Genomic DNA, 22,817 nt, shown 5'->3' with positions numbered 1-22,817 from the left:
GAGACGGATTATGAGCAGATATCTGAATCGTCAGTCATTGATCGGTTGCGCCCTTGCCATCGGCATATTGAGTGGAGTGCCCTTGGTACAAGCTGGGGAAGGCAATGCCGAGCACGCTCACGCTGCTGCCGACACAGACAAGTCAGCAACAAAGTATAAGACCAAGACAAGTGAGTCCAAGCCAGATCACGGTTCCATGGACCATGGAACGATGGACCACAGCAAAATGAATCACGAGTCGATGGATCATGACTCAAACACTAAAAAAGCGGATTGAGACCATGACCCTTAAGCTTTTACGTCCGACCCTGATGGCGTTGACGGTTTCAGTCAGCTCTGTGTTTGTTGGTATCGCTACCGCAGCTGAAGAGATGGATCACTCCAAGATGGATCACGGTTCGATGGGAACCATGGACCATAGCAGCATGGGGGCAATGGATCACGGCAATATGAACATGGACCAAGGCCAAATGGAGGGCATGGATCACAGCACCATCAATATGGATGCTGGGGCAACCACCATGAGTCGGACGCCCATTCCTGTATTGACCGATGCTGATCGTAAGGCCGCCTTTCCGCCTGTCGCAGGTCACGGCGTTCATGACAAGAAACTCAACTCTTTCGTCCTCCTGGATAAATTTGAATATCAAGACGCGGATAACGGCAGCACTCTGAGTTGGGATGCCAAAGGTTGGATCGGAGGCGACGTCGATCGTTTGTGGCTACGCTCGGAAGGTGAGCGTACTAATGGTGTGACGGAAGATGCCGAACTCCAGGCGCTTTGGGGCCATTCCATCGGTCCATGGTGGGATGTTGTCACCGGTGTGCGCCAGGACTTCAAACCTGGTTCACCGCAGACGTGGGGGGCTGTTGGGATCCAGGGCATGGCCCTCTACAACTTCGAAACTGAAGCAACCGCGTTCATCGGCGAGAACGGCCAGACCGCCGCTCGACTGGAAGGTGATTACGACATTCTGCTCACCAACCGCTTGATCTTGCAGCCGACCGCCGAAGTGAACTTCTACGGGAAAAACGACCCGCAGCGCGGCATTGGCTCTGGATTAGCCAATACCGAAGTGGGCTTGCGGTTGCGCTATGAGATTGTTCGTGAGTTTGCCCCTTATATCGGGGTTACCTGGAATCGCTCCTACGGCAAGACCGCCGACCTGGCCAGCGATGAAGGGGAAGATACCAACGAGGCTCGCTTTGTAGCCGGTATTCGCATGTGGTTCTAAGGGACTGACATGAAAAGAACAATTAAAACGTTGACCGCTGCCAGTGTGGTCGCCGCCATTGTAGGTGGCGGTGTCGTGTATTTCGGGGTGTTTAATGTGGGCGCCGATGACCCACATTCGCAACCCGTACACTCCTTACTCTCGATCGCTCGGGATCGATCGATCGAAGTACGCTCCCGAGACATTGAAGTCCCCGACCTGACAGACGAAGCGCTCATTCGTGCAGGTGCTGGCAACTACAATGCTATGTGCATTGGTTGCCACCTGGCTCCAGGGGTCGCGCAAACCGAGTTGAGTAAGAGTCTCTATCCGGCACCTCCCAACTTGTCGAGTCTTGGTGTCGATGGAAACCCAGCAGCAGCGTTCTGGATCATCAAGCACGGTATCAAGTCCACGGGCATGCCTGCCTGGGGAAAAAGCATGGCCGATCCCTATATCTGGGGAATGGTCGCTTTTCTTCAGCAGCTTCCGGGTATGGATGCTCAGGGATACAGAGCGCTAGCCGCGAGCAGCGGTGGCCATCAGCATGGTGGTGGTGAAACCAAGATGCATAACCATGAAGGTCAGCATGATGAGCAAAAAGACGCGACATCTGGACATCGTCATGATGTAGGTGGCACTGAAGAGCTCGCCGAAGTTGACGTTCACCACGGTGACACAAGCGGCGCCCATGCTCCTGCACCTTCAGCCGCTCAGCCAAAGACTCATACCCATGCCGATGGCAAGGAGCACACTCATGCGCAATAATTTTCGTCGTTCCGGCCGGGCACTTCGTCTCGCGACATTTGCGGTTCTGTTTATCGGCTCGGCTGCCCACGCTGCTGAACCTCTGACGATTGATGTCTATCGAGAGCTTTACTGCGGATGCTGCAAGAAGTGGATTAAGCACCTTGAAGCGAACGGCTTCACCGTCATTGATCATGTAGAAACAAACATAAACATGAGCGCGGTCAAGCAGGAGCTTGGCGTCGCTCCGCGCCTCTCGTCCTGCCACACTGCGGTGATCAATGGGAAATTTGTTGAAGGCCACGTGCCTGCCGAGCAAATAGTCGAGTTGACTAAGCGCACCGACCTTCTCGGGGTTGCTGTACCCGGCATGCCAATAGGCTCGCCTGGGATGGAGGGCGAAGGAGCGCAGGAGGTCTACCAAGTCATCGGCCTGACCAAGGCAGGTGATGACCAAGTACTCGCTGAGTACCCAGCGCACTAGTTTTCAAACTGCCCGTCATCCTTGCATGGTCACTGCTCGTGACCATGCAGGTGAAGCGAATCCTTACGCAGAACGCTGTGTGATGGAACGCATGAGCAAGCCTAAGGGCGCATGCCGAATGTCCGATTCAGCCGATAGCTGTCTGTCACGAGGGGTGGTAAACGACCCATTGCAGCCACTCCCCAACGACTGTGATCGGGACAAAGCTACCTGCCGAAAACGGCACCCATTGCGGACTGACCAATCGTCACCAGTTGGATCAAAGCCAATGCAGGAGGGCAATGGTATACAACCAGCCGATGAAAAGGGTGATGATCAGGTAGACCACCACGAGCATCAGAGCATGATTCCACATGACACTGACCTCCCATAACCACGGTTTGAGGCGCATCAGGGGCGTCTGACAAACCGAATAAACACAGGTCAATCCGTACTACAGCATTCACGCCGCTCCTGAATCGGCGGGCACTTTACCGTGCCAAACGAACAGAACACACAGCAGTCACCGGGGTTCGGGCGTAGCAGGGTTTTGCAATTGCCACACTCGTAGAAGAACTGGCAGGCGTCCGTGGGCATGGCTTCCTGTTTGGCGAAACCGCAATGTGGGCAGGTCAGCACGGATTCGAAGATGACGGCGCGCATGGTTGCCTCGTTTGTTCACGGTGGAGGGATAATCCGCCTTCGTCGTCGCTTTGGTTAACGCCTCAGGATCCGCCGATCTGTTGAGTCATCGTTTTCTCCATTGAATCGATCTAACCTAGAGTCATTCTACACCCCGTACCCGGGTACAGAATCAAGGGGCATGTGATGACAACAGGGCTGAGTATCGGCAAGTTGGCGGAAGCTGCCGGGGTGAATATCGAGACCATTCGCTATTACCAGCGACGCGGCTTGCTGGATGAGCCGCCAAAGCCGCTCAGTGGTTATCGGTGCTATCTACCGGAGCAGGTCAAACGGCTGCGCTTCATCAAGAGGGCGCAGGCGCTGGGATTCACGCTGGATGAGGTGGGCATGCTGCTGACACTGGATGCGGCCTGCACTTGTCGCGAGACTCGGGCACTGGCCGTGCGCAAACTGGCCATGATCGAGCAAAAGATGGCCGACCTTGCCGCCATGCGGCAGGTGCTGGGCGGATTGGTGCACAAATGCGATGCAGGCGACGGCGGGGCCGCTTGCCCGATCATCGATGCGCTGAACGAGGAGTGATGCCTGGTCGCAGGGCATCATGCACAGGCGTCAAGCCAGCACCGCGTACCGTGTAGACATAAGGCTGCTTGCTAGCGGTCAGGAATGACCGCTCTGGCCGACTGCTGCCTGTTGCGAAGGGCCGAAACGACTCAGTCACTCCGGCGCCATCATGACCGCGGGCGTCATCTTGATGAATTCTTCATTTTTATCGATGGCTCCCAGGGCACCGCGTACGTTGTCGGCGACATCGGCTGATCCACGCTGCTCGACCCAGTTCGAAAGCTCCATGATGGCGGCTTCTAGGGCGAGTTGGTTTTCGTTGATCTTGAAGAGTAGGGAAGGGAGCAGATCTGAATTTGGCATCGCGAATCCTCGGTTGTCAGGTCAGCGTAGCACCAGGTTCTATGAAGGATTTTTTACTATTGGCAGAACGCCGGGAGTGGGTGTAAACGGGCTGAGTTCTGGAACACGTCTGTGGCTTCGATTAAGTATGCATGATCGGCATACCACCGATGATTTTACGCTGCGCAGAGTGGGTATTTTCAAGCTTTATGGGAGGGGCTTTTCCGGGCCGCAATCTTCTAGGGGTATGTGAAAACATTGGCCTGCATGGCACCGCTGAGGAGATGATTGCGGCCCGGAAAACCTATTAGAAGGCGCGGTCTGATTGATTTTCCCTCGGGACTTAAAATCCCCCGCTCGTAAGGGCGTGCCGGTTCGATTCCGGCTTCGGGCACCTGAATATCAAGGGCTTGCGTGAGATACCTCATGCAGGCCCTTAGTTTTTATTGCCGCAATTCCTATTTTGTAGACGTCACCTTCTTCCCTTTGCGATTGCGGATGTATTGCTCAGTCTTCACTACGGTGGTGTGACCAAGCGGGTCCATTACCTCCCGGATGTTGCCGGTTGAATCAGAAACAGCCCCGTCCGCGGATCGAAGCGGCGCACAAAGTGAACGTGCCCGGAGCCGAAGGGCTGATTGCTTACCCCGGGCCCTCTGATCACCTTGAAGCTGTTCATCCGGTGGATCGGTATGAAGTGCCGGTTATCCATTGGTACGAAATGTGGGTTATCTATTAGTACGAAATGCCGGTTATCCATTGGTACGAAATGCCGGTTGTCCATTGGTATGAAATGCCGGTTGTCCATTGGTACGAAATGCCGGGTGTTCATTGGTACGAAATGCCGGTTGTTAATTAGTACGAAATGTCGGTTGCCCATTGGTACGAAATGCCGGTTTCCCATATGAAACGGGCCCGTGTGGAAATGGTGGAATTGCCCGCATTGCTGTGGCTGCCCACTGACCAGAACGGCCGGGTGAGGATTTTGACCTAGGCCGCCACTGCTGATTGCCTCCAGGGAGAGGCTGCTTGCCAGAAGCCCCGCGACCATGAGCAGGAGCTGCTTGAAGATACGCATAGCGCTACCTCCGACGTTCCCCCCAACACTAAATTATAGTTCGTCATGGACCCCGGCCTGGCCCTGGCGCTGAAGTAGGCAGCTAGTCAGACAGTGGCCATTATTTCTTTGCATCGCAAAATCAAAAGTCTGCCCCGCAATTCATCCCGTTCTACATCCGAATGTCTGCAACAGGCACTTACAAAACAGTCTCTCAATAAGGGTGACGCGGTCAGGAAAGATGTCTTCTGAGGTTTTTGCCTGCATTTGCCTGACTCAGGTTCCTTGCAGTAAGCGGAGGGCACCTTATGCCCTTGTTTTTGAGGGTGATGAATGAAACAAGGACAAGTTTTACTGTTGGCTTTGTTGGTTATGTTTTTGACAGGTTGCACGACTACACCACCAAAGGATCAGAGCAATCTCTGCAGTATTTACCGTGAGTATCCCGACTGGTATGAGGACTCGCTGGAGATGCAGAGTGAATATGGGACGCCTCTGCATGTGGCCATGGCGATCATGAAGCAGGAAAGCAGCTTCGTGGCTGACGCATTGCCGCCTCGTGACTATCTGCTCTGGGTGATCCCCTGGGGACGAGTCAGTTCGGCTTACGGTTATGCGCAGGCTCAGGATCCGGTGTGGGGCGAGTACAAGAACGATACTGCCAATGGTGGTTCGCGTGACAGCTTCGACGACGCGATCATGTTTATCGGCTGGTACACCACTGGCACCCAGCGTCAGCTCGGAATCTCCAAATGGGACACCTACAATCAGTACCTGGCTTATCACGAGGGGCGTGGGGGCTTTAGCCGCAATTCCTATCGCAGCAAACCGTGGCTGATGCAGGTTGCCCAGAAAGTGCAAAAGCAGTCAGAGATTTACAACGCCCAACTCAAGCAGTGTCGCCAGGAACTGGAAGATGATCGTGGTGGGTGGTTTTAGCACGGTAAAGAGTGGCGGCCCCAACGTGAAATCGTACGACCAGACTGGATGCGTCGATCTGGACTTTTGATGTGTTTGATAGGCCTGTCGGGCGTCAACTAAAAATCAAGGGCTTGCAGCGAAAGCGGATGCAAGCCCTCGCTTGTTTCTGCTCCATCATTTCTTTCTTGATTGTGGCTGCCTGATGCTTTTCAGGACGCCGGGTCTGCCTTGCGGCGATCGCTGCCGGTTGGGTTGCCGGTATTGATCAGCCTTCTTTCCAGCAGAACGTTTTCCAGTGCCTGGCGCTCTGACGGGTTCATTTGATGCTCTCGCTCCTTGAGTTCCAGCAGGATCGGGGTGGACCACTGGCGGTAGGTTTGTTCGGCACTACGATTGAGTGACATGGGTTCCTCCTTGATCGGGCTCCTGCCAATTAAGGCGCCGCAGTTCGATACGCAAGAGACCCTAGCCGAGGAACCTTGTTCTCGCCAATGCGTTACGTCGGACGTCCATTACCCCAGATGCCCGTAGCGGCAGTGTGCTGCACGTAGTCGCTGAAGTCGCGTGCCGGCCGTCCCAGTGCCCGATGTATGCCATCGGCTATTGGCGTGTTGCGGCCATCGAGCACAGTCGTGAAGAGATACAACACCAGGTCGATCAACTCCTGGGGAAGTTGTTGCTGTTCCATGGCCTGTCGATAGGCATCCGCTGGTACGGCCACGAATTCGATGTTGCGATCGGTGGAACACGCAATCTCGGTCACGGCTTCGGCAAAGGTCAGCGCCCGAGGGCCGGTCAATTCATAGAGCTGGTTGGTGTGTCCGGGTTGGGTCAGTGCGGCGACGGCACACTCGGCGATATCTTCCACATCGACAAAGGGTTCTGCGACCTGGCTGACGGGAAGTGCGAGTTCACCTTGCAGAATGGGTTCAAGAAAGTGCGCCTCGCTGAAATTCTGACAGAACCAACTGGCCCGCAGAATCGTCCAGTCAATCCCGCTGTTCTGTACAACACGTTCGGCCTGTTCCGCTTCGACTTCGCCGCGACCGGATAACAGAACCAGTTTGCGGACTCCGCTTTTAACCGCCAGGTCGGTGAAGGCCTGGATGGATTCCAGGGCGCCAGGAACGGCGAGATCAGGTTGAAAGCAAATGTAGACCGCATGAACGCCATCTATCACCGCGTCCCAGGTTGATCGATCTTCCCAGTCGAAAGGGGGATTCGCGTCGCGGGAGCCTCGGCGAACGGCCAGGCCGGCAGCTTCGAGTCGTTGTGTGATTCGCCGTCCGGTTTTGCCCGTGGCGCCAAGGACCAGTGTGATTGGTTGATCGGTTTTCATCGCGTTCATCTCCATCGGTTAATGTGAGTAATGCTCACGTTTAAAAGATGATAGATCCTCATGTTTTTCCGTCAACCCATCGGATCGAATTCCCCGACGTGTGGGCATCTGTTATTGGGCGTTGGCAGTGGCGATGCTAAGGTGAGTACATGTCACGTTATTGATCTGGAAATTCACTCGTGCGCAAAAAGACTCCTGAAACCCTCGAACAGCCTGCTGCAGAAGCTGTTCGACGCAATCCCACGCAACAGCGCAGCCGCGACCGTCAGGAGCGGATTTTGGCGACGGCGACTCAATTGATCGCGGAAAAGGGCAGCGATCAACTCAAGATGAGTGAAATCGCCGAGCGCTCCGGGATCTCGATCGGATCGCTTTATCAGTATTTTCCTGACAAGAGTTCCGTCATTCGCACGCTGGCCGAGCGCTACAACGCTGAGAGTCGTCGCTGCATTACAGAGGCAATGAAGGCCGTCGAAGATGCCCAGGGCTTGCATGCCGCCTATACGCAGTTGCTCGACCTGTATTACGAGATCGTGATGGCGACACCGGTGATGCGTGACATCTGGTCCGGTATGCAGGCCGACAAGCAGTTGTTGCAACTGGAACTCGTGGAGAGCCGGGTGGCCGGTGCACTACTGGCCCAGGCGATGCTTCGCGTATATCCCGACATCGATGAGCAACAGGTTCAGGAGTCGGCGTTTTTGATCTGGCACCTGGGCGAGGCGACCATGCGCCTGGCGGTCACTTGTGCACCGGAGGAAGGGCGAGCACTGGTCGAGGCGTTCAAGCGCATGTCCCTTCGCGAGATCATGGAGCCGGCTCGCAAGGGCATCGATAAGCAATAAAATGATGCCCTGTTCATGAATTTCCCCTCCGATTGAGCCCTCACGCGAGCAAGGGCCCTGGATTTCGAAATCCTTTTTACCGTCCCGTAAAATCGATTGGGTCTTTACAGACTGAATCCGCCCAATCCTAAACGAAGGGTTGGCCGGTAAATCCCCGCGGCAAGCGTTGCAGGCCGGCCATCGCGGTCAGTCGCTCGGTCCAGGCCGAACGCCAGTTATTGGCGGTGTGGACGGCTTTGGCTTTGCGTGCTGCGCGGCGGACAGCGTTGCGTTCGGTCTTGCGGGCTTCTTTGTAGGCGTCGGTGTTTCGGCAGCTTCTGCATTTCACCCGATTGAGTTCGCGGGTCGATACGAGGTTGTTGCCGTGGTGACCGCAGGCCAGGTGCCCGCTGACTTTGAAGTGAGTGACCATTGGAACGTCTCCTTGGTGACGTGTAAGCGGTTGACCCCACGTGAGCGGTGACGTTCGATTGGTTTTGCGCAACAAAAAATCCCAGCGCCAGGCCGGGTTGTGGGAGAGGGTTAAATCTTTGCAGGCAGCCGAACGTTCGGAGACGTCACCGTCACCGATCATGCTGCCCGAATCGGGCCTGTCCTCGCACCGCAAATCCCTGACGGATCATCTGAACCGAGGCAGAGGCCGGTCGACAGGTTTAAGAGACGACAGCGTGTGCCGGATCAGCGGCGTGTCCTTCTCGATGTCGTTCAGGCGATCACGAATTCTGAGGGCGGTGGGATGCCCGCCTTGATGATCGACCCAGTCGGCGATTTCCTTGCAGGCCGCTGCCAGGCGGACCTGACGGGAGTCCAGCAAGGTGAGCAGGGTGGTGATGGACTCTTTTTCGGACATGGGAGACACCTCCGTTCAAGAAACCTGGGTGTGGCAGCAAAAAGCCCGCCTAGAGCGAGCTTTCTGCCGATGGGGTCGCTGATCATTCAGCCATTTTCAGTATAGTCCCGTTAAAAAATGGTGACAGGCCTTCAACCTTGCAGGGCTTTCACTCGTGATTTGGCATTCAACTGCCGGCAAACACGCAGTGCGTCCTCTTCAGCATCATAGCCATCCCCAATGAAGTCTTGGGTGCGGGTATCGGCGATGCGATACCAGGCCACGGTATCCGGTGGCAAGTGGTTAGTTTCACCCGCACGGCGAGCATGGATGATGATCTTGTTGCAACGCTTCACGACGAAAATGTCTTCCATGGCGACTCCGTAGCGGATTCCTGTTCAAGTCAACTATAGAAGCCATTGGTGATCGTGCAAAAAAAACAGGCAGATCAGTTCGTCGGTTCAGGTGCTGCCGTCCCCGGTGCAGGCGTGCCGCCGGGATTTACGCCAGCACCGCAACCGCTTTGATTTGCGCCCAGAGTTGCTGGCCAGGGTGGACGTTGAGTTGATCGCGGGAATAACGCGTGATGCGCGCCAGCAGTGGCGTGCCTGCGGCGTCCAGGCGAATCAGCACATGGGCGGCGTTGTCGGCGTTCATTTCACTGACCACGGTGACCGGCAGGCGATTGAGGATGCTGCTTTGCCCGGCACCGTGCAGGCTCAGGCTCACATCCCGCGCCTGGACCTTGCAGCGCAGTGCCTGGCCCGGATCCAGCGGCGTATGAGGCACACGAATGTTGAGGTTGGTGTCGGGCAGTTGCAGGCTCAGCAATTGATAGTCGGCGTCATAGGCGCTAACGCGACCTTCGATGACCACGCCGGCGTCATCCCCCATCGCCAGTGGCAAGTCGAGGCGTGCCAGGGTCTGGCCGATCGGGCCGCTGGCCAGTGCCTTGCCGTTGCTGAGCAACACGATATGGTCGGCCAGCCGCGCGACTTCATCCTGGGAGTGGCTGACGTACAGCACCGGGATATCGAGCTCATCGTGCAGGCGTTGCAGGTAGGGCAGGATTTCACTTTTGCGCTGGGCATCCAGCGCGGCCAGCGGCTCGTCCATCAACAACAGTTTCGGGCTGGTGAGCAAGGCACGGGCGATGCCGACGCGCTGCCGCTCACCGCCCGAAAGGTGTTGTGGGTGCCGGTCCAGTAAATGGCTGATGCCCAGCAACTCAGTGGCGTGAGCCATGTCGACCCGTCGCTGCGGCTTCGAGATGCGCTTGAGACCGAACTCCAGATTGGCCAGCACCGACAGGTGAGGAAACAGGCTGGCTTCCTGAAACACGTAGCCCAGCGCGCGTTTGTGCGGCGCGACGAAAACCTTGTTTTCGCTGTCTTGCCAGACTTCATCGTTGACCTGGATAAAACCGTGATCGACCCGTTCCAGACCGGCGATGCAGCGCAGGCACGTGGTCTTGCCCGAGCCGGAGTGACCGTACAGTGCCGTGACGCCACGGCCCGGCAGTTGCAGGTCGACGTCCAGGGCGAAGCCTGAGTAGCGTAGTGTCAGACGCATTTGAATCATCGGTCAGCTCCAGCCCGTTTTGGTTTTACGGCTGGAGTACAGCGCCAGCAAGACGGCAAACGAGAACACCAGCATCGCCCCGGCCAGCCAATGGGCCTGGGCGTATTCCATGGCTTCGACGTGATCGTAGATCTGCACCGAGACCACGCGGGTCTTTTCGGGAATATTGCCGCCGATCATCAGCACCACGCCGAACTCGCCGACGGTGTGGGCGAAACCGAGAATGGCGGCGGTAATGACACCGGGGCGGGCCAGGGGCAGTGTCACACTGAAAAAGGTGTCCCAGGGGTTTGCCCGTAACGTCGCGGCCACTTCGAGCGGTCGCGTGCCGATTGCGGAAAAAGCGTTTTGCAGCGGCTGGACCACGAACGGCATCGAATACAACACCGAACCGATGACCAGCCCTGCAAAACTGAATGTGAGGGTGCCAAGGCCCAATGATTGGCTGAGCTGACCGATGAGCCCGTGAGGGCCGAGCGCCAGCAACAGGTAAAAGCCAATCACCGTCGGTGGCAGCACCAGGGGCAGGGCGACAATCGCCCCGACCGGGCCGCGCAACCAGGAGCGGGTGCGCGCAAGCCATAACGCAATCGGAGTGCCAACAATCAGCAGGATGACAGTCGTCAGGGACGCCAGTTTCAGGGTCAGCCAAATGGCGGAAAAATCGGCACTCGATAGCGACATTTAGATTTCGTAGCCGTAGGACTTGATGACAGCTGCCGCTTTCGGCCCCTTGAGGTAGTCAACCAATGCCTTGGCGGCCGGGTTGTCCTTGCCCTTGTTGAGAATCACGGCGTCCTGTTTGATCGGGTCGTGCAGGCTGGCCGGAACGATCCAGGCCGAACCGCTGGTGATCTTGCCGTCCTTGTAGATCTGCGACAGGGCGACAAAACCCAGCTCGGCGTTGCCGGTGGAGACGAATTGGTAGGCCTGGGTGATGTTCTGGCCTTCAACGATCTTGTCCTTGACCTTGTCGGTCAGCCCTTCTTTGGCCAGCACCTGGGTAGCCGCCAGGCCATAAGGCGCGGCTTTCGGGTTGGCGATGGACAGGTGCTGGTATTGGTTCTTTTTCAGCACATCGCCCTTGGCATCGACGTAGCCTTCTTTGGCCGACCACAGCGCCAGGGTACCGACCGCGTAGGTGAAGCGTGAGCCCTTGACGGAGTCGCCTTCGGCTTCAAGTTTTTTCGGGGTGCTGTCGTCTGCCGAGAGGAACACTTCGAACGGTGCGCCGTTTTTGATCTGGGTGTAGAACTGACCGGTAGCACCAAAGGAGGTGACCAGTTTATGCCCGGTGTCTTTTTCAAAATCAGCGGCGATGGCCTGGATGGGCGCGGTGAAGTTGGCAGCGACCGCCACCTGGACTTCGTCCGCCTGGGCTGAGCCGAAGGCAAATACGGCGAGCAGGCTCGCCAGGCAGGTAGGGGCAAAACGTGAGGCACGAATGGTCATGAAACGGCTCCGTTAAAGGCAATTGCAACAGGGGGTGAATCGTTATGTACAGAAATATATAGCGAATTGCCTTTAAACGGAATGTGCTGTCACAAAATTGTATACAATTTTAACGCCAGTGATGCTCAGGGGCGACGTAGCAGTCTCGCTAATCCTTCTTCAGCCAGTTGCCGAGTCAGTGCCGCGGTGGTCAATTCGAGCCCAAGGGTAAATGCCTGGCCGGCCCAGAGGTTGCTGAAGTCCGCTTCACCTTTGGCCCGCAGCGGCATCAGCGCGCCACCGGCCAGAGGGAAAGCCGGTGCCTTGGCGCTCATAGGCCCCAGTTCACGCATCACCCGATTAAGGATGCCCCGGGCCGGGCGACCGGTGAACACGTTGGTGACGGCCGTCTCGCTTTCCCTGGCGGTACGCAACGCTTTGTGATGGGATGGGCTGACCTTGGCCTCTGGCGTGAACAGGTAGGCCGTACCCACCTGAACCGCCGAAGCGCCCAGCATGAAGGCGGCAGCGACACCTCGTGCATCAGCGATGCCGCCAGCGGCAATCACCGGCACTTTCACCGCATCGACGATTTGTGGCACCAGGGCGAACGTCCCCACCTGGCTGCTCAGGTCATCGCTGAGAAACATGCCGCGATGGCCCCCGGCTTCGTAGCCCATGGCAATGATTGCATCGCAACCATGCTGCTCCAGCCACACCGCTTCTGCGACGGTGGTGGCCGAGGACAGCACTTTGGCTCCCGTGGCCTTGACCCGGTCGAGCAGGGATTTTTCCGGCAGGCCAAAGTGAAAGCTCACCACTTCAGGGCGAAACGCTTCGACCACTTCGCAGGCTGCATTATCGAACGGCGCCCGGTTGGATACGGGCGTTGGCGCATCGAAATCGACACCGAGTTCCTGGTAATAGGGTTGCAGCAGGTTTTTCCACTCCTGCGCACGTTGTTCATCAGGGGCTGGAGGCTGATGACAGAAGAAGTTGACGTTGATCGGGTACTGGGTGTGTTGGCGGATCGTTTTCAGTTCCTCGCGCAATTGATCGGTGCTGAGCATCGCCGCTGGCATCGAGCCCAACCCGCCGGCATTGCAGGCTGCAATCACCATGGACGAGTTCGTGGCACCGGCCATCGGCCCCTGAATGATCGGCAGTTCGATCCCGAGCAGGTCAAGAATGCGGGTATCTGGCCATTGGTTCATGTGCTGTGTTCTCCGACGTTGAAGCAGGGCAGGGACGGTAGAACAGGATTTGTAACGCAACGACCGGTGCAAGGCCAGTCGTCATTTCGGCGGGTCCGGTTTTCTTCAGCGTCGATGGAAACCTGCACCGTCGCCATTGCGATCATGAATACCGGGATTGGGTGGTTTGCCCGATTGGCTTAAAGTCGAGTACGGCAATCTGTTGTCATGTGTTATTTCAATTGCACCACAACCAGACTGATTCCATTGAGAGGCCGTGATGTTCAAAGGTATTTTGATCGACAAAGACGACAGCGGTTACCGGGCCACACTGCAAGAGATCCAGGACGATCAGTTACCCGAGGGCGATGTCACGGTGCGTGTTGCCTATAGCACGTTGAATTTCAAGGATGGCCTGGCGATCACCGGCAGCAGTCCGGTGGTGCGCAAGTTCCCGATGGTGCCGGGCATCGATCTGGCCGGTGTCGTCGAAGTCAGCGGGCACCCGGACTATAAAGTCGGTGACCAGGTGCTGCTCAATGGCTGGGGTGTGGGTGAAGGACATTGGGGGGGATTGGCGCAGAAGGCTCGCCTGAATGGTGACTGGCTGATTCCGCTGCCCAAGGCGTTCACCGCTGCCCAGGCGATGGCCATCGGTACGGCGGGCTACACGGCCATGCTGTGCATCCTGGCTCTGGAACACAACGGGGTGACGCCTGAGCAGGGCGAAATCCTGGTGACCGGCGCCAACGGTGGCGTCGGCAGTTTCGCCATCGCGTTGCTCAACAGGCTCGGCTATCGGGTGGTCGCGTCCACAGGGCGTACGTCGGAGCATGACTACCTGAAGCAACTGGGCGCTGGCGAAATCATCGACCGTGCCACGCTGTCCGAGCCAGGCAAGCCATTGGCCAAAGAACGTTGGGCAGCGGTCATCGATTCGGTCGGCAGCCACACCCTGGCCAATGCCTGCGCCAGCACCAAGGCCAATGGCACCGTCGCGGCATGCGGTTTGGCCCAGGGCATGGACTTTCCGGCATCCGTTGCACCGTTCATTTTGCGCGGTGTGACCCTGGCCGGTATCAACAGCGTGACCCAGCCCAAAGCCAGGCGCGTGGAGGCCTGGAGTCGACTGGCCAGGGATCTGGACTTCAACCTGTTGCCGCTGATCAGTCACGAAATCGGCCTGAGCGAAGCCATCGAAGCCGCGCCGCGCTTGCTTGCCGGGCAGTTGCGCGGGCGCGTGGTGGTGGATGTGAATCGCTGATTACTGCGACTCGCGTTCCAGCAACTGGCGTTTGCGCTCGACACCCCAGCGATAGCCCGAGAGGTGGCCATCGCTGCGCACCACGCGATGGCAAGGGATCGCCACGGCCAGGTTGTTCGCGCCGCAGGCTTGAGCCACGGCGCGAACCGCTTTTGGCGAGCCGATGCGCTGGGCGACGTCGGCGTAGCTGGCCGTGCTGCCAACGGGAATTTCCCGCAGCGCTTGCCAGACACGCTCCTGAAACGCTGTGCCGCGTACGTCCAGAGGCAAATCCAGGCCAATGGCCGGCGCCTCGATAAAGCCGACAACCCTGGCAATCAGTTGCTCGAATTCATGATCGGCACCAATCAGGTTGGCGCGCCGGAATTTATCCTGCAGATCACAGACCAGTTGGTGCGGATCATCGCCCAACAGGATCGCGCAGACCCCGCGCTCACTCTGCGCCACCAGTATCGCCCCCAGTGAACACTGGCCGACGGCAAAACGAATGTCATTGTTTTGACCGGCCGCGCGGTAGTCCCCGGGTTTCATTCCGAGCAGATGGTCTGCCGCTTCATAAAATCGACTGTTGGAGTTGAAGCCGGCGTCATACAGGGCATCGGTCACCGAGCCGCCATCCGCCAGGCGTTCGCGCACTTTGCGTGAACGATGAGCGTCGGCGTAGCCCTTGGGTGTCAGGCCGGTGACGGATTTGAACACACGATGGAAGTGGAAGCTGCTCAGTCCCGCCGCCTCGGCCAATTCGCCCAGGGCAGGCAGCGTTTCCGCGATTTCGATCTGGCGGCACGCGGCGGCCACGGTGGCGGCGTGTTGCGCGGCGAGTTCGCTCTGATCTTTGGTCGCGCGTTTGCTCGGACGATAACCCGCGGCCTGTGCCTGTTCGGCGCTATCGAAGAATTCGACATTGTGTGGCTTGGGCAAGCGCGCGAGGCTGCTGGGGTTGCAGTAGATGCCGGTGGTCTTCACGGCATAGACAAACTGCCCGTCAGCCTTGGGATCGCGCGCGACCACGGCGGCCCAGCGTGGATCGTTTTCGGTGCTGATCTTGGTCGATTGGGTAGTCATGGCGTCACGTCCTTTGAAGGGTTGCCTGCACATTAACCATGGGGCAATTCCCACACACTCCGGCGCTTGCGGTCAAATTCGAAGTCTTTATCCGGCGGTACGGAAGGTGAAGTTGATGCGTTGCTCGCCGAGTCTCGGGTGATGGCCGTCCTTGATCGGCAACACGCCGTGATAGCGCAGGCGATCCACGCCACCCCAGACCACGATGTCGCCATGCAGCAGGGGGATGCGCTGGCTTTTGTCGCTGCGTGCAAAGCCGCCGAACAGGAACATCGCCGGCAAGCCCAGCGATACCGAAACGATAGGGGCCGCGTAGGAGTGCTCGTCCTTGTCTTGATGTAACGACATTTTTGCCCCGGGGATGTAGCGGTTGATCAGGCAGGAGTCCGGCACAAATTCGCTGAACCCCGCTGCCTGCGCCGCCGCTTGCGCCAATTGCAGAAACACCTCGGGCATCTTTGGCCAGGGTTGACCGGTCTGCGGATCGTGGCGGGTGTACCGATAACCGCTGCGGTCAGTGGTCCAGCCGAATGTGCCACAACTGCTCAGGGCGACCGACATGGTAAAGCCGCCGGGCGTGACCATCTGCCGAAACGGCGCGGCCGCCAGCACCGCCTCCAGGGCGGGCAACAACCGCTCAAGCCAGGGCAGGGCGAAGCCTCTGAGCACATAGGACTGTTCGCCGATCTGCTCGCGCTTGGGCTGTTGCTCGGGCTCGGCATTGGCAAACAGGTCATGAGTCAGCGGGTTCATGGGGTCATAACGCATCGTGAAAGATGATTCCAAGGGTATGCCGTTTGCCGCTGTGCAGGCGACTCACGCCGTGACGCAGGGTCACGCGGTAGTAACCGCGAACCCCTTTGACCGGCCGCTGGTTGACGGCAAATATCAGCCCGTCACCTTTCTTCAGGCCGATGACCATCGGGCGTGACTGCATGCGCGGGCGCTGTTCGGTCATGACAAATTCGCCGCCGGTAAAGTCTTCATCCGGGGCTGACAGAAGAATCGCCACTTGCAGCGGGAAAACGTGCTCACCGTACAAGTCCTGATGCAGGCAGTTGTAGTCCTGCGGGCCATATTGCAGCAACAACGGCGTCGGACGGTTCTGACCAGCGGCATGACAGCGCTCGAGAAAGGCTTGATGAGCGTCTGGAAAGCGGGTCGTTAGATCCATCTGTTCATGCCAGCGATTGGCGATGGGCACCAGCCGTGGGTAGAGCGCGCTGCGCAAGCGGGCCACGAGGTCCGGCAATGGATAGCTGAAATACTTGTACTCGCCGCGGCCGAACCCGTGGCGAGCCATCACCACGTGCGAGCGAAAGGGTTCGGACCGGGGGTACCAGGCGCTGACCTGATCACAAGCCTTGTGGCTCAACAGTGACGGGATGACGGCGCAACCGTCCTGATCCAGTTGCTGTTCCAGTCGGGGCCAGTCCAGGCTGTCCAGATATTGCTCGCTCATTGCCGGGCCTCTTGTTGTTGAGGTGGCCAGTCTGGAGGGCAGGGATGCAGCAGGCACTCCGGCGCTTGCGGTCGAATTGCGAGTGGGAGCCGACGTCCATTGTCGCTCCGGATCGCGTTACAGCGCTTTGCTGACGCTGATGTCGCTGATGACGTCATCCGGTCCATGAATGGCATCCAGCGCCGCTTTGGCTTCTTCTGCGGTGCCGTTTTCAAGCTGGGCAAACTCGAAGCGGCGCTCACCGTTGAGTTTGTATTTGATGACGTATTTGGTCGTTTGGGCCACGGTTGTATCTGCCTGTCGTTTGTTTCGGGTTCGTTGTTCAGCTCAGTTTCGTGCTGGAACGGCGAATGATTTTGATCGAGTGCGTCAGGGTGGGTTTGCGGGTCACGCTGATAGCGCGGCGGTTGACGGTGTCGATCGTGATGTTCCAGAAGCCGGTGCTCGGGGCGGTGATGCGGGCCGGAAACGTGTCGAATGCACCACCGTGATAGGTGTGACGGCCGCCATTTTAAAGCTGCGGAAGTTGGCGTCGTTCATCAAACGGATGTTGCACATTTGGGAGCATTGAATGACGACAATGTCGTCTTCATTGAGGTGCTCGCGCTGATGGATAAATTTCATGAGGCGCCTCCAGAAGGGCTTTTTCTACAAAATCAAAACGATAGCATGGGCGATTGGCGCAGTTTATCAGCCCGACCGCCTTATTATCCGGCGACTTTGACAATTGAAAACGCTAATTTCACGTTTGATGAGCGATAAAGCAGATTGCCTCGGAGAAAAAACGCATCTGCGCTGTCCGAGCCTCTTTAATGGAGATTTTGTATGAAGTGGGGTTTTTCGGTTCTTTCGCTGGCGGCATTGGTGAGTGGTTGTGCGAACGTCTCTGAAATCAACGAGTCGCTGCCGACCATGAACGTGATTTCTGGCAAGAAACCCCATGAATATGCGCAATGCCTCAGCGAAAAGCTGGCCGGCAGCCGTGGCGCCTTGCAAATCGAGCCGCACAAGGATGGATTGCGTGTGATCGTGCCACTCAAGTATTCCTCGGGTCCGTCCGCCGTATTCGACATTGAGGAGCGCTCGGGCGGCAGCAGCATCAAGCTGCACGAGAGCATGTCCAATGTCCCGGTACGTCCAAAGGACGTACAGAATGCCGCCACCGAGTGCATTTCCGGCTGATAGACTATCGACCAACAGCACCGATGCCGCCAAAGCCTGGCTTTGGCGGCATCGTTATTTCTGGAGTCGACTATGAAGCGAGAGCAGGTCCGGGCGCGCCATGCAGAGGGGCTTATCTCTGCCACCCATGTGATTCAGAATCCGGCGGACCTTGGAGAATGGATCGTGTTTTTCAAGAAGAGCGCCGGGCGCAGCTATTTCCTGGTGGATGACAACGATGAAGTCGAGTCCTTTGGTCATCTCGACGATTTGATCGAAACACTGCGGGGACTCGGGATCAAGTTCGCCGAAATTCATCTGTAGGGCCGAGCGCCTTATTTGCAGACCACCACGACGCTGCGGTTCTTGAAATTGCCGATATCGGCGCCGAGGGTCTTTTCACTTTCCTTGAGCGATGGCGTGCCGTCGGTACCGACAATCCGGTAGCCGGTACCCGCACAGGAAGCATCGGCTTTTTCGTAGCAGGCCGCCCAGGAATTGGCCTCTCCCGAGCAATCGATCGTCAGGCCCTGCTCTCCGTTGTTCAGATAGGTTTCTTCCGACGTTGCGCAGCCGCTCAGGGCCAATACCGTTAGCAAAGGCAAAATTTTGTTCATGGATTGATCATCGTCAGGGTGGTGGGGCAAGGCTGAGACAGCGCCGATAGCAAAAGGTTATAGCGAAAGGCCACTTCTTTTTCGGTATTCATAAAAAAGCCCTGTGCAATGACAGGGCTGTTCGAAAAGGGCGTCGGTCAGTTCTTGTCCTTGCCGCGTCGCTTGGGTTCCGGATGCTCAAGCTCCAGTACCGAGGCCACTTCGATTGCCAGGGCTTCGGAAGGGAAAGGTCCGGCGATATTTTCACCGGCGACACTCGCCACCCACCATTGACCGTCTTTCACCTGATTGATCAGGAATCCATTGATGCTTTTTGCTGCCGACATTTATTAACCTCGTTGTCTGGTTCAATCGCGCCATGATACCGCCAAACGCATACAGCGGGTGCCATTGGGGGGATGTCAGCTGCGGTAGAAAGCGTGCAATTGCGCGAATCTCTGCTATGCATAAGAGTTTGCCCGGTAACCTGCGCGCCCGCGCAGGGAACTATCGGCAAGAATATTTCTCTATGTTGGCATCGGTTAGCCAGCGCGGGGCATTGTAAGGTGCACGCCGCCTGATTAGACTGCGCCGAAACTCGTACACACAGCCGTTACAAGGACTTATATGATCAAGAAATGCTTGTTCCCAGCAGCCGGTTACGGTACTCGCTTCCTGCCAGCGACTAAAGCCATGCCCAAAGAAATGCTGCCGGTGGTAAACAAGCCACTGATCCAGTACGGCGTCGAAGAGGCATTGGATGCCGGCTTGAACGAAATCTCCATCGTTACCGGTCGCGGCAAGCGCGCCCTGGAAGACCATTTCGACATCAGCTACGAGTTGGAAAACCAGATCAAGGGCACCGACAAGGAGAAATACCTGGTCGGCATCCGCCGCCTGTTGGATGAGTGCTCGTTCTCCTACACCCGTCAGACCGAAATGAAAGGTCTGGGCCACGCGATCCTGACCGGTCGCCCGCTGATCGGTGACGAGCCGTTCGCCGTGGTGCTGGCGGATGACCTGTGCGTCAACCTGGAAGGTGACGGCGTACTGAAGCAGATGGTCAAGCTGTACAAGCAGTACCGCTGCACCATCGTCGCGATCATGGAAGTCGATCCGCAAGAAACCAGCAAGTACGGTGTGATTGCAGGCGACCTGATCGGTGACGACCTGTACCGCGTGCGCAACATGGTCGAGAAACCAAAGCCGGAAGATGCCCCGTCGAACCTGGCGATCATCGGTCGTTACATCATGACGCCGGACATCTTCAGCCTGATCGAACAAACCGAGCCAGGCAAAGGCGGCGAGATCCAGATCACTGACGCCCTGATGAAACAGGCGCAGGATGGTTGCGTGATTGCCTACAAGTTCAAGGGCAAGCGCTTCGACTGTGGTGGCGCCGAAGGTTACATCGACGCAACCAACTTCTGCTTCGAGAACTTCTACAAGACGGGCAAGGCTTACTGATAGCCGGCGACCTGTTGTATCGAAAAGCCACCTTCGGGTGGCTTTTTCATTTTCCGGCCTCATATCGTCTGCAGCGCTTGCCCCACAAATGTCTGCGGGTATGCTGGTCACCTGCCGAGGAGATTGAAAATGGCCTACGATTTTGACCTTTACGTGATTGGTGCCGGTTCCGGCGGTGTGCGGGCTGCACGGTTTGCCGCCGGGTTCGGTGCGAAAGTGGCCGTGGCCGAGAGCCGCTACCTGGGCGGTACCTGTGTGAACGTCGGCTGCGTGCCGAAAAAGTTGCTGGTCTACGGTGCGCACTTCGCCGAAGACTTCGAGCAGTCTTCCGGTTTTGGCTGGAGCCTGGATGAGGCGCAGTTCGATTGGGCGACGCTGATCGCCAACAAGGACCGCGAGATCAATCGCCTCAATGGCATTTATCGCAACCTGCTGGTCAGCAGTGGCGTGACCTTGCATGAAGGCCACGCGAAGATCGTCGATCCGCATCAGGTCGAGATCAATGGTGAGCGGTTTACCGCCAAAAACATCCTGATCGCTACCGGCGGCTGGCCGCAGATTCCGGAAATCCCGGGGCACGAGCATGCCATCAGTTCCAACCAGGCATTCTTCCTTAAAACGCTGCCCAGGCGCGTGTTGGTAGTGGGTGGCGGCTACATTGCGGTTGAGTTCGCCGGGATCTTCCACGGCCTCGGCGCCGAGACCACGCTGCTGTATCGCGGTGAACTGTTCCTGCGCGGCTTTGACACTTCCGTGCGCAAGCACTTGCAGGAAGAGTTGACCAAGCGCGGCATGGACCTGCAATTCAACGCGGACATCGAGCGCATCGACAAGCAGGCCGATGGCAGCCTGAAAGTCACACTCAAGGATGGTCGCCAGCTGGAAGCCGATTGCGTGTTCTACGCCACAGGTCGTCGCCCGATGGTGGACAATCTCGGGTTGGAAAACACTGGGGTCAAACTCGACAGGAAGGGCTTTGTCGAGGTCGATGAGCTGTATCAGACCGCCGAACCGTCGATCCTGGCGCTGGGCGATGTGATCGGCCGTGTTCAACTGACGCCGGTTGCCCTGGCAGAGGGTATGGCGGTTGCACGACGCCTGTTCAAGCCGGAGCAGTATCGTCCGGTGGATTACAAGATGATCCCGACGGCGGTGTTCAGCCTGCCAAACATCGGCACCGTCGGTTTGACCGAGGAAGAGGCCCGCGAAGCTGGCCACGATGTACAGATCTTCGAAAGCCGCTTCCGGCCGATGAAGCTGACCCTGACGGAATGTCAGGAGCGCACGCTGATGAAGTTGGTGGTGGACGCCGGGACCGACAAGGTGTTGGGTTGCCACATGGTCGGTCCGGATGCCGGTGAAATCGTCCAGGGTCTGGCGATTGCCTTGAAGGCCGGCGCCACCAAGCGCCACTTCGACGAAACCATCGGTGTGCATCCGACGGCCGCCGAAGAGTTCGTCACCATGCGGTCGCCGGTCGCCGGTTAATCGTCCTTCGCTGCGTCTGCCGCTGCCGCAATGGTTGCGGCCAGACGTACGCGTTCTTCCAGGTCTGTCCGGGTTTTGGCCAACTCGATTTCCAGTGACTTGTTGAGCTGCGATTGCTCATCGACGTTTTGTTTGAGTGCCTGGCTTTCCAGCAGGGAGACGCGCAGGCGTTCCTGGAGGAGGGTGCGTTCGCTGTCGACGCGGGTGGCCTGTTCCAGCAACTGATCCTGACGGCTGTTGCTTTGCTTGAGCTGTTCTTGCAGCAGACTCAGCTCTCGCAGAGTGCCACGGTTTTCAGTCAGCAAACGTTCGTTGTCGCGGTGCAATTGGGTGATTTCATCCTGGCGTACCAGTGCGCTCTGTTGTGCCTGACGCAGTTCCATCTGCAGTTGTTGCACCTGGCCTTCATGGCGACTCAATTCCTGTTCGCGCTGTTCCTTGACCGCGTTGCGGTAGTGCTCCAGTGCGTCCCGGGTGTGCAGGTGCTTTTCTTCAAGGGAGCGAATCTGCTCGTCCTTGTCTTTCAAGCGCAGTTCGAAGTCGGCCAGTGCCTGGTTCAGCCCGGCGTTGCGGGTTTGCTCCGTTTGCAGCAGGGCACGGGTTTCTTTCAGGGCCTCGGATTCCTGGGTCAGCGCCAGGCTCTGAAACTCGTATTGCTGGTGCAGTTCGCTGTTGGCCTCTTGCGCTTCGCCGAGCTGGTTTTCCAGCGCCTTGCGTTGTTCCTCGTACTGCGCGCGCGCCTGGTCGATGGGCTCCTGCGCTTGCTCCTTGAGGCGTTGTGCGAGTCGCGCCACCAGCGCCATCAGTTCGTCGTCAATCGGTTCCGTCGGCGCTTCGGCCGGTTCGTTCCTGTCATCAAGCTCTTTGAGGTAGCGATGAATCGTGGTCTTCGAACCGGTATTGCCCATCTCGATCCGTACGGCATCGATGCTGGGGTTTTCGCCACGGGCGAGGATCGCCAGCCGAGCGGCTTGCACCACCGCTTTATTTACACCGCCGCGTGCCATGAGTTCTCTCGGGTTTTGATGATGTGGTACGTACCACGTAAATACACATTGTACCATTCAATATAAAAAGTTAAATGCTGAATGTAACTGACACGGGATATACTGGTATTACCCCGTGTTAGCACAGTTTCGAGGT

Annotated in this window: 31 protein-coding genes, 1 tRNA gene and 1 pseudogene; 13 read left to right on the top strand and 20 right to left on the bottom strand. The window is 57.5% G+C overall.

All coding sequences use genetic code 11. The annotated features are described in order from the left end of the window. The first annotated feature begins 10 nt into the window (after positions 1–10). Genes RS887_RS22730 through RS887_RS22715 form a run of 4 tightly spaced genes read left to right on the top strand, consistent with a single transcriptional unit; the run spans position 11 to position 2,445 of the window. On the top strand, positions 11–277 hold the full coding sequence (locus tag RS887_RS22730; protein WP_322617126.1) for a hypothetical protein: 267 nt from the start codon (positions 11–13) through the stop codon (positions 275–277). A gap of 4 nt (positions 278–281) precedes the next feature. After that, the gene (locus tag RS887_RS22725; RefSeq protein WP_322617125.1) at positions 282–1,235 is read left to right on the top strand and encodes a copper resistance protein B; all 954 of its coding nucleotides are present in this window, start codon (positions 282–284) and stop codon (positions 1,233–1,235) included. 9 nt (positions 1,236–1,244) lie between these two features. Beyond that, entirely contained in the window at positions 1,245–1,982 is a 738-nt protein-coding gene (locus tag RS887_RS22720) for a cytochrome c (protein WP_322617124.1), read from the top strand. Further along, complete coding sequence (locus RS887_RS22715; RefSeq protein ID WP_322617123.1) at positions 1,972–2,445, top strand: DUF411 domain-containing protein; 474 nt, start codon at positions 1,972–1,974, stop codon at positions 2,443–2,445. Before RS887_RS22720 ends, RS887_RS22715 begins: the two co-directional genes overlap by 11 nt. Before the next feature lie 423 nt (positions 2,446–2,868). On the opposite strand, the gene RS887_RS22710 is transcribed toward RS887_RS22715, so the two are convergent. Next, the gene (locus RS887_RS22710; RefSeq protein ID WP_322617122.1) at positions 2,869–3,087 is read right to left on the bottom strand and encodes a GDCCVxC domain-containing (seleno)protein; all 219 of its coding nucleotides are present in this window, start codon (positions 3,085–3,087) and stop codon (positions 2,869–2,871) included. Between the two features lie 165 nt (positions 3,088–3,252). Here RS887_RS22710 and merR point away from each other — a divergent pair, with 165 nt between their 5' ends. Continuing rightward, a complete protein-coding gene (merR, locus tag RS887_RS22705) occupies positions 3,253–3,651 on the top strand; it encodes an Hg(II)-responsive transcriptional regulator (protein ID WP_322617121.1) in 399 nt (132 codons plus the stop codon). 135 nt (positions 3,652–3,786) lie between these two features. Here the strand turns inward: merR and RS887_RS22700 are convergent, their stop codons facing one another. Further along, positions 3,787–3,996 carry a hypothetical protein gene (locus tag RS887_RS22700; protein ID WP_322617120.1) on the bottom strand — a complete coding sequence of 70 codons (210 nt, stop codon included), beginning with the start codon at positions 3,994–3,996 and terminating at the stop codon, positions 3,787–3,789. A gap of 272 nt (positions 3,997–4,268) precedes the next feature. Here RS887_RS22700 and RS887_RS22695 point away from each other — a divergent pair. After that, a tRNA-OTHER gene (locus tag RS887_RS22695) sits at positions 4,269–4,369 on the top strand. Positions 4,370–4,519: 150 nt separating this feature from the next. Here the strand turns inward: RS887_RS22695 and RS887_RS22685 are convergent. Next, positions 4,520–5,053, bottom strand: a complete 534-nt coding sequence (locus RS887_RS22685; protein ID WP_322617119.1) for a hypothetical protein — start codon at positions 5,051–5,053, stop codon at positions 4,520–4,522. Positions 5,054–5,365: 312 nt separating this feature from the next. Here RS887_RS22685 and RS887_RS22680 point away from each other — a divergent pair, with 312 nt between their 5' ends. Continuing rightward, positions 5,366–5,971 carry a hypothetical protein gene (locus tag RS887_RS22680; RefSeq protein ID WP_322617118.1) on the top strand — a complete coding sequence of 202 codons (606 nt, stop codon included), beginning with the start codon at positions 5,366–5,368 and terminating at the stop codon, positions 5,969–5,971. A gap of 191 nt (positions 5,972–6,162) precedes the next feature. Here the strand turns inward: RS887_RS22680 and RS887_RS22675 are convergent, their stop codons facing one another. Both RS887_RS22675 and RS887_RS22670 read right to left on the bottom strand, forming a co-directional pair. Further along, positions 6,163–6,357: a hypothetical protein gene (locus RS887_RS22675; protein ID WP_322617117.1), complete on the bottom strand. Its 195-nt coding sequence runs from the start codon at positions 6,355–6,357 to the stop codon at positions 6,163–6,165. A 92-nt stretch (positions 6,358–6,449) separates the two neighbouring features. Then, on the bottom strand, positions 6,450–7,292 hold the full coding sequence (locus tag RS887_RS22670; RefSeq protein WP_322617116.1) for an SDR family oxidoreductase: 843 nt from the start codon (positions 7,290–7,292) through the stop codon (positions 6,450–6,452). Between the two features lie 179 nt (positions 7,293–7,471). Between RS887_RS22670 and RS887_RS22665 the strand changes: the two genes are divergently transcribed. Further along, the gene (locus RS887_RS22665; protein WP_322617115.1) at positions 7,472–8,137 is read left to right on the top strand and encodes a TetR/AcrR family transcriptional regulator; all 666 of its coding nucleotides are present in this window, start codon (positions 7,472–7,474) and stop codon (positions 8,135–8,137) included. A gap of 127 nt (positions 8,138–8,264) precedes the next feature. Here the strand turns inward: RS887_RS22665 and RS887_RS22660 are convergent, their stop codons facing one another. The 7 genes from RS887_RS22660 to RS887_RS22630 all read right to left on the bottom strand — a co-directional run bounded on the left by RS887_RS22660 (position 8,265) and on the right by RS887_RS22630 (position 13,192). Then, complete coding sequence (locus RS887_RS22660; protein WP_111283582.1) at positions 8,265–8,549, bottom strand: hypothetical protein; 285 nt, start codon at positions 8,547–8,549, stop codon at positions 8,265–8,267. A gap of 207 nt (positions 8,550–8,756) precedes the next feature. Continuing rightward, positions 8,757–8,987, bottom strand: coding sequence for a hypothetical protein (locus tag RS887_RS22655; RefSeq protein ID WP_111283584.1), 231 nt, complete (start codon positions 8,985–8,987; stop codon positions 8,757–8,759). A 131-nt stretch (positions 8,988–9,118) separates the two neighbouring features. Continuing rightward, entirely contained in the window at positions 9,119–9,340 is a 222-nt protein-coding gene (locus RS887_RS22650; protein WP_322617114.1) for a hypothetical protein, read from the bottom strand. A 127-nt stretch (positions 9,341–9,467) separates the two neighbouring features. Beyond that, positions 9,468–10,547, bottom strand: a complete 1,080-nt coding sequence (gene modC / locus RS887_RS22645; RefSeq protein WP_322617113.1) for a molybdenum ABC transporter ATP-binding protein — start codon at positions 10,545–10,547, stop codon at positions 9,468–9,470. Positions 10,548–10,550: 3 nt separating this feature from the next. Next, the gene (gene modB, locus RS887_RS22640) at positions 10,551–11,231 is read right to left on the bottom strand and encodes a molybdate ABC transporter permease subunit (protein WP_322617112.1); all 681 of its coding nucleotides are present in this window, start codon (positions 11,229–11,231) and stop codon (positions 10,551–10,553) included. After that, positions 11,232–11,999: a molybdate ABC transporter substrate-binding protein gene (modA, locus tag RS887_RS22635; protein ID WP_322617111.1), complete on the bottom strand. Its 768-nt coding sequence runs from the start codon at positions 11,997–11,999 to the stop codon at positions 11,232–11,234. It lies immediately after the preceding gene. Between the two features lie 125 nt (positions 12,000–12,124). Further along, positions 12,125–13,192: a nitronate monooxygenase gene (locus RS887_RS22630; RefSeq protein WP_322617110.1), complete on the bottom strand. Its 1,068-nt coding sequence runs from the start codon at positions 13,190–13,192 to the stop codon at positions 12,125–12,127. Between the two features lie 259 nt (positions 13,193–13,451). Here RS887_RS22630 and RS887_RS22625 point away from each other — a divergent pair, with 259 nt between their 5' ends. Then, positions 13,452–14,435: an MDR family oxidoreductase gene (locus tag RS887_RS22625; protein ID WP_057400168.1), complete on the top strand. Its 984-nt coding sequence runs from the start codon at positions 13,452–13,454 to the stop codon at positions 14,433–14,435. On the opposite strand, the gene ada is transcribed toward RS887_RS22625, so the two are convergent. From ada to RS887_RS22600, 5 genes and pseudogenes are all read right to left on the bottom strand, one after another. Continuing rightward, positions 14,436–15,500: a bifunctional DNA-binding transcriptional regulator/O6-methylguanine-DNA methyltransferase Ada gene (gene ada, locus RS887_RS22620; RefSeq protein ID WP_322617109.1), complete on the bottom strand. Its 1,065-nt coding sequence runs from the start codon at positions 15,498–15,500 to the stop codon at positions 14,436–14,438. 87 nt (positions 15,501–15,587) lie between these two features. Next, the gene (gene alkB / locus RS887_RS22615) at positions 15,588–16,268 is read right to left on the bottom strand and encodes a DNA oxidative demethylase AlkB (RefSeq protein WP_322617108.1); all 681 of its coding nucleotides are present in this window, start codon (positions 16,266–16,268) and stop codon (positions 15,588–15,590) included. Beyond that, positions 16,258–16,962: a 2OG-Fe(II) oxygenase gene (locus RS887_RS22610; RefSeq protein ID WP_322617107.1), complete on the bottom strand. Its 705-nt coding sequence runs from the start codon at positions 16,960–16,962 to the stop codon at positions 16,258–16,260. Before RS887_RS22610 ends, alkB begins: the two co-directional genes overlap by 11 nt. A 117-nt stretch (positions 16,963–17,079) precedes the next feature. Further along, positions 17,080–17,247 carry a hypothetical protein gene (locus RS887_RS22605; RefSeq protein ID WP_322617106.1) on the bottom strand — a complete coding sequence of 56 codons (168 nt, stop codon included), beginning with the start codon at positions 17,245–17,247 and terminating at the stop codon, positions 17,080–17,082. A gap of 37 nt (positions 17,248–17,284) precedes the next feature. Continuing rightward, positions 17,285–17,586: pseudogene (locus tag RS887_RS22600) on the bottom strand (DUF1883 domain-containing protein). A 201-nt stretch (positions 17,587–17,787) separates the two neighbouring features. On the opposite strand from RS887_RS22600, the gene RS887_RS22595 reads away from it, so the two are divergent. Beyond that, on the top strand, positions 17,788–18,144 hold the full coding sequence (locus tag RS887_RS22595; RefSeq protein WP_322617105.1) for a hypothetical protein: 357 nt from the start codon (positions 17,788–17,790) through the stop codon (positions 18,142–18,144). A 72-nt stretch (positions 18,145–18,216) separates the two neighbouring features. After that, complete coding sequence (locus RS887_RS22590) at positions 18,217–18,447, top strand: hypothetical protein (protein ID WP_008020808.1); 231 nt, start codon at positions 18,217–18,219, stop codon at positions 18,445–18,447. An 11-nt stretch (positions 18,448–18,458) separates the two neighbouring features. Here RS887_RS22590 and RS887_RS22585 read toward each other — a convergent pair whose 3' ends face one another. Both RS887_RS22585 and RS887_RS22580 read right to left on the bottom strand, forming a co-directional pair. Next, positions 18,459–18,740 carry a hypothetical protein gene (locus RS887_RS22585; protein WP_322617104.1) on the bottom strand — a complete coding sequence of 94 codons (282 nt, stop codon included), beginning with the start codon at positions 18,738–18,740 and terminating at the stop codon, positions 18,459–18,461. 137 nt (positions 18,741–18,877) lie between these two features. Continuing rightward, on the bottom strand, positions 18,878–19,066 hold the full coding sequence (locus tag RS887_RS22580; protein ID WP_322617103.1) for a hypothetical protein: 189 nt from the start codon (positions 19,064–19,066) through the stop codon (positions 18,878–18,880). 280 nt (positions 19,067–19,346) lie between these two features. Here RS887_RS22580 and galU point away from each other — a divergent pair, with 280 nt between their 5' ends. Both galU and gorA read left to right on the top strand, forming a co-directional pair. After that, positions 19,347–20,186, top strand: coding sequence for a UTP--glucose-1-phosphate uridylyltransferase GalU (gene galU / locus RS887_RS22575; protein ID WP_007975949.1), 840 nt, complete (start codon positions 19,347–19,349; stop codon positions 20,184–20,186). A 129-nt stretch (positions 20,187–20,315) separates the two neighbouring features. Then, positions 20,316–21,674 (top strand): glutathione-disulfide reductase, encoded by a 1,359-nt coding sequence (gene gorA / locus RS887_RS22570; RefSeq protein WP_322617102.1) that lies wholly within the window; start codon positions 20,316–20,318, stop codon positions 21,672–21,674. Here gorA and RS887_RS22565 read toward each other — a convergent pair. Continuing rightward, positions 21,671–22,681 (bottom strand): DNA-binding protein, encoded by a 1,011-nt coding sequence (locus RS887_RS22565; protein WP_322617101.1) that lies wholly within the window; start codon positions 22,679–22,681, stop codon positions 21,671–21,673. The two genes, gorA and RS887_RS22565, sit on opposite strands and share 4 nt — an antisense overlap. Positions 22,682–22,817 lie beyond the last annotated feature (136 nt).

The sequence above is a fragment of the Pseudomonas sp. BIC9C genome (assembly GCF_034541995.1).
In the GTDB taxonomy this organism is placed as follows: domain Bacteria; phylum Pseudomonadota; class Gammaproteobacteria; order Pseudomonadales; family Pseudomonadaceae; genus Aquipseudomonas; species Aquipseudomonas fluorescens_CC.
The sequence above is the reverse complement of the archived record's forward strand: the minus strand, read 5'-3'. Positions and strand labels throughout refer to the sequence as shown.

Bases quoted from the DNA above. Each gene is read 5' to 3' on its own strand.
- RS887_RS22685 (WP_322617119.1), bottom strand. From the start codon at position 5,053: ATGCGTATCTTCAAGCAGCTCCTGCTCATGGTCGCGGGGCTTCTGGCA.
- RS887_RS22720 (WP_322617124.1), top strand. From the start codon at position 1,245: ATGAAAAGAACAATTAAAACGTTGACCGCTGCCAGTGTGGTCGCCGCC.
- alkB (WP_322617108.1), bottom strand. From the start codon at position 16,268: ATGCGTTATGACCCCATGAACCCGCTGACTCATGACCTGTTTGCCAAT.
- RS887_RS22650 (WP_322617114.1), bottom strand. From the start codon at position 9,340: ATGGAAGACATTTTCGTCGTGAAGCGTTGCAACAAGATCATCATCCAT.
- galU (WP_007975949.1), top strand. From the start codon at position 19,347: ATGATCAAGAAATGCTTGTTCCCAGCAGCCGGTTACGGTACTCGCTTC.
- RS887_RS22675 (WP_322617117.1), bottom strand. From the start codon at position 6,357: ATGTCACTCAATCGTAGTGCCGAACAAACCTACCGCCAGTGGTCCACC.
- modB (WP_322617112.1), bottom strand. From the start codon at position 11,231: ATGTCGCTATCGAGTGCCGATTTTTCCGCCATTTGGCTGACCCTGAAA.
- RS887_RS22715 (WP_322617123.1), top strand. From the start codon at position 1,972: ATGCGCAATAATTTTCGTCGTTCCGGCCGGGCACTTCGTCTCGCGACA.
- RS887_RS22680 (WP_322617118.1), top strand. From the start codon at position 5,366: ATGAAACAAGGACAAGTTTTACTGTTGGCTTTGTTGGTTATGTTTTTG.
- modA (WP_322617111.1), bottom strand. From the start codon at position 11,999: ATGACCATTCGTGCCTCACGTTTTGCCCCTACCTGCCTGGCGAGCCTG.
- gorA (WP_322617102.1), top strand. From the start codon at position 20,316: ATGGCCTACGATTTTGACCTTTACGTGATTGGTGCCGGTTCCGGCGGT.
- RS887_RS22660 (WP_111283582.1), bottom strand. From the start codon at position 8,549: ATGGTCACTCACTTCAAAGTCAGCGGGCACCTGGCCTGCGGTCACCAC.
- RS887_RS22565 (WP_322617101.1), bottom strand. From the start codon at position 22,681: ATGGCACGCGGCGGTGTAAATAAAGCGGTGGTGCAAGCCGCTCGGCTG.
- RS887_RS22590 (WP_008020808.1), top strand. From the start codon at position 18,217: ATGAAGCGAGAGCAGGTCCGGGCGCGCCATGCAGAGGGGCTTATCTCT.
- RS887_RS22670 (WP_322617116.1), bottom strand. From the start codon at position 7,292: ATGAAAACCGATCAACCAATCACACTGGTCCTTGGCGCCACGGGCAAA.
- RS887_RS22585 (WP_322617104.1), bottom strand. From the start codon at position 18,740: ATGAACAAAATTTTGCCTTTGCTAACGGTATTGGCCCTGAGCGGCTGC.
- RS887_RS22725 (WP_322617125.1), top strand. From the start codon at position 282: ATGACCCTTAAGCTTTTACGTCCGACCCTGATGGCGTTGACGGTTTCA.
- RS887_RS22700 (WP_322617120.1), bottom strand. From the start codon at position 3,996: ATGCCAAATTCAGATCTGCTCCCTTCCCTACTCTTCAAGATCAACGAA.
- RS887_RS22655 (WP_111283584.1), bottom strand. From the start codon at position 8,987: ATGTCCGAAAAAGAGTCCATCACCACCCTGCTCACCTTGCTGGACTCC.
- RS887_RS22580 (WP_322617103.1), bottom strand. From the start codon at position 19,066: ATGTCGGCAGCAAAAAGCATCAATGGATTCCTGATCAATCAGGTGAAA.
- RS887_RS22710 (WP_322617122.1), bottom strand. From the start codon at position 3,087: ATGCGCGCCGTCATCTTCGAATCCGTGCTGACCTGCCCACATTGCGGT.
- merR (WP_322617121.1), top strand. From the start codon at position 3,253: ATGACAACAGGGCTGAGTATCGGCAAGTTGGCGGAAGCTGCCGGGGTG.
- ada (WP_322617109.1), bottom strand. From the start codon at position 15,500: ATGACTACCCAATCGACCAAGATCAGCACCGAAAACGATCCACGCTGG.
- RS887_RS22595 (WP_322617105.1), top strand. From the start codon at position 17,788: ATGAAGTGGGGTTTTTCGGTTCTTTCGCTGGCGGCATTGGTGAGTGGT.
- RS887_RS22625 (WP_057400168.1), top strand. From the start codon at position 13,452: ATGTTCAAAGGTATTTTGATCGACAAAGACGACAGCGGTTACCGGGCC.
- modC (WP_322617113.1), bottom strand. From the start codon at position 10,547: ATGATTCAAATGCGTCTGACACTACGCTACTCAGGCTTCGCCCTGGAC.
- RS887_RS22630 (WP_322617110.1), bottom strand. From the start codon at position 13,192: ATGAACCAATGGCCAGATACCCGCATTCTTGACCTGCTCGGGATCGAA.
- RS887_RS22730 (WP_322617126.1), top strand. From the start codon at position 11: ATGAGCAGATATCTGAATCGTCAGTCATTGATCGGTTGCGCCCTTGCC.
- RS887_RS22610 (WP_322617107.1), bottom strand. From the start codon at position 16,962: ATGAGCGAGCAATATCTGGACAGCCTGGACTGGCCCCGACTGGAACAG.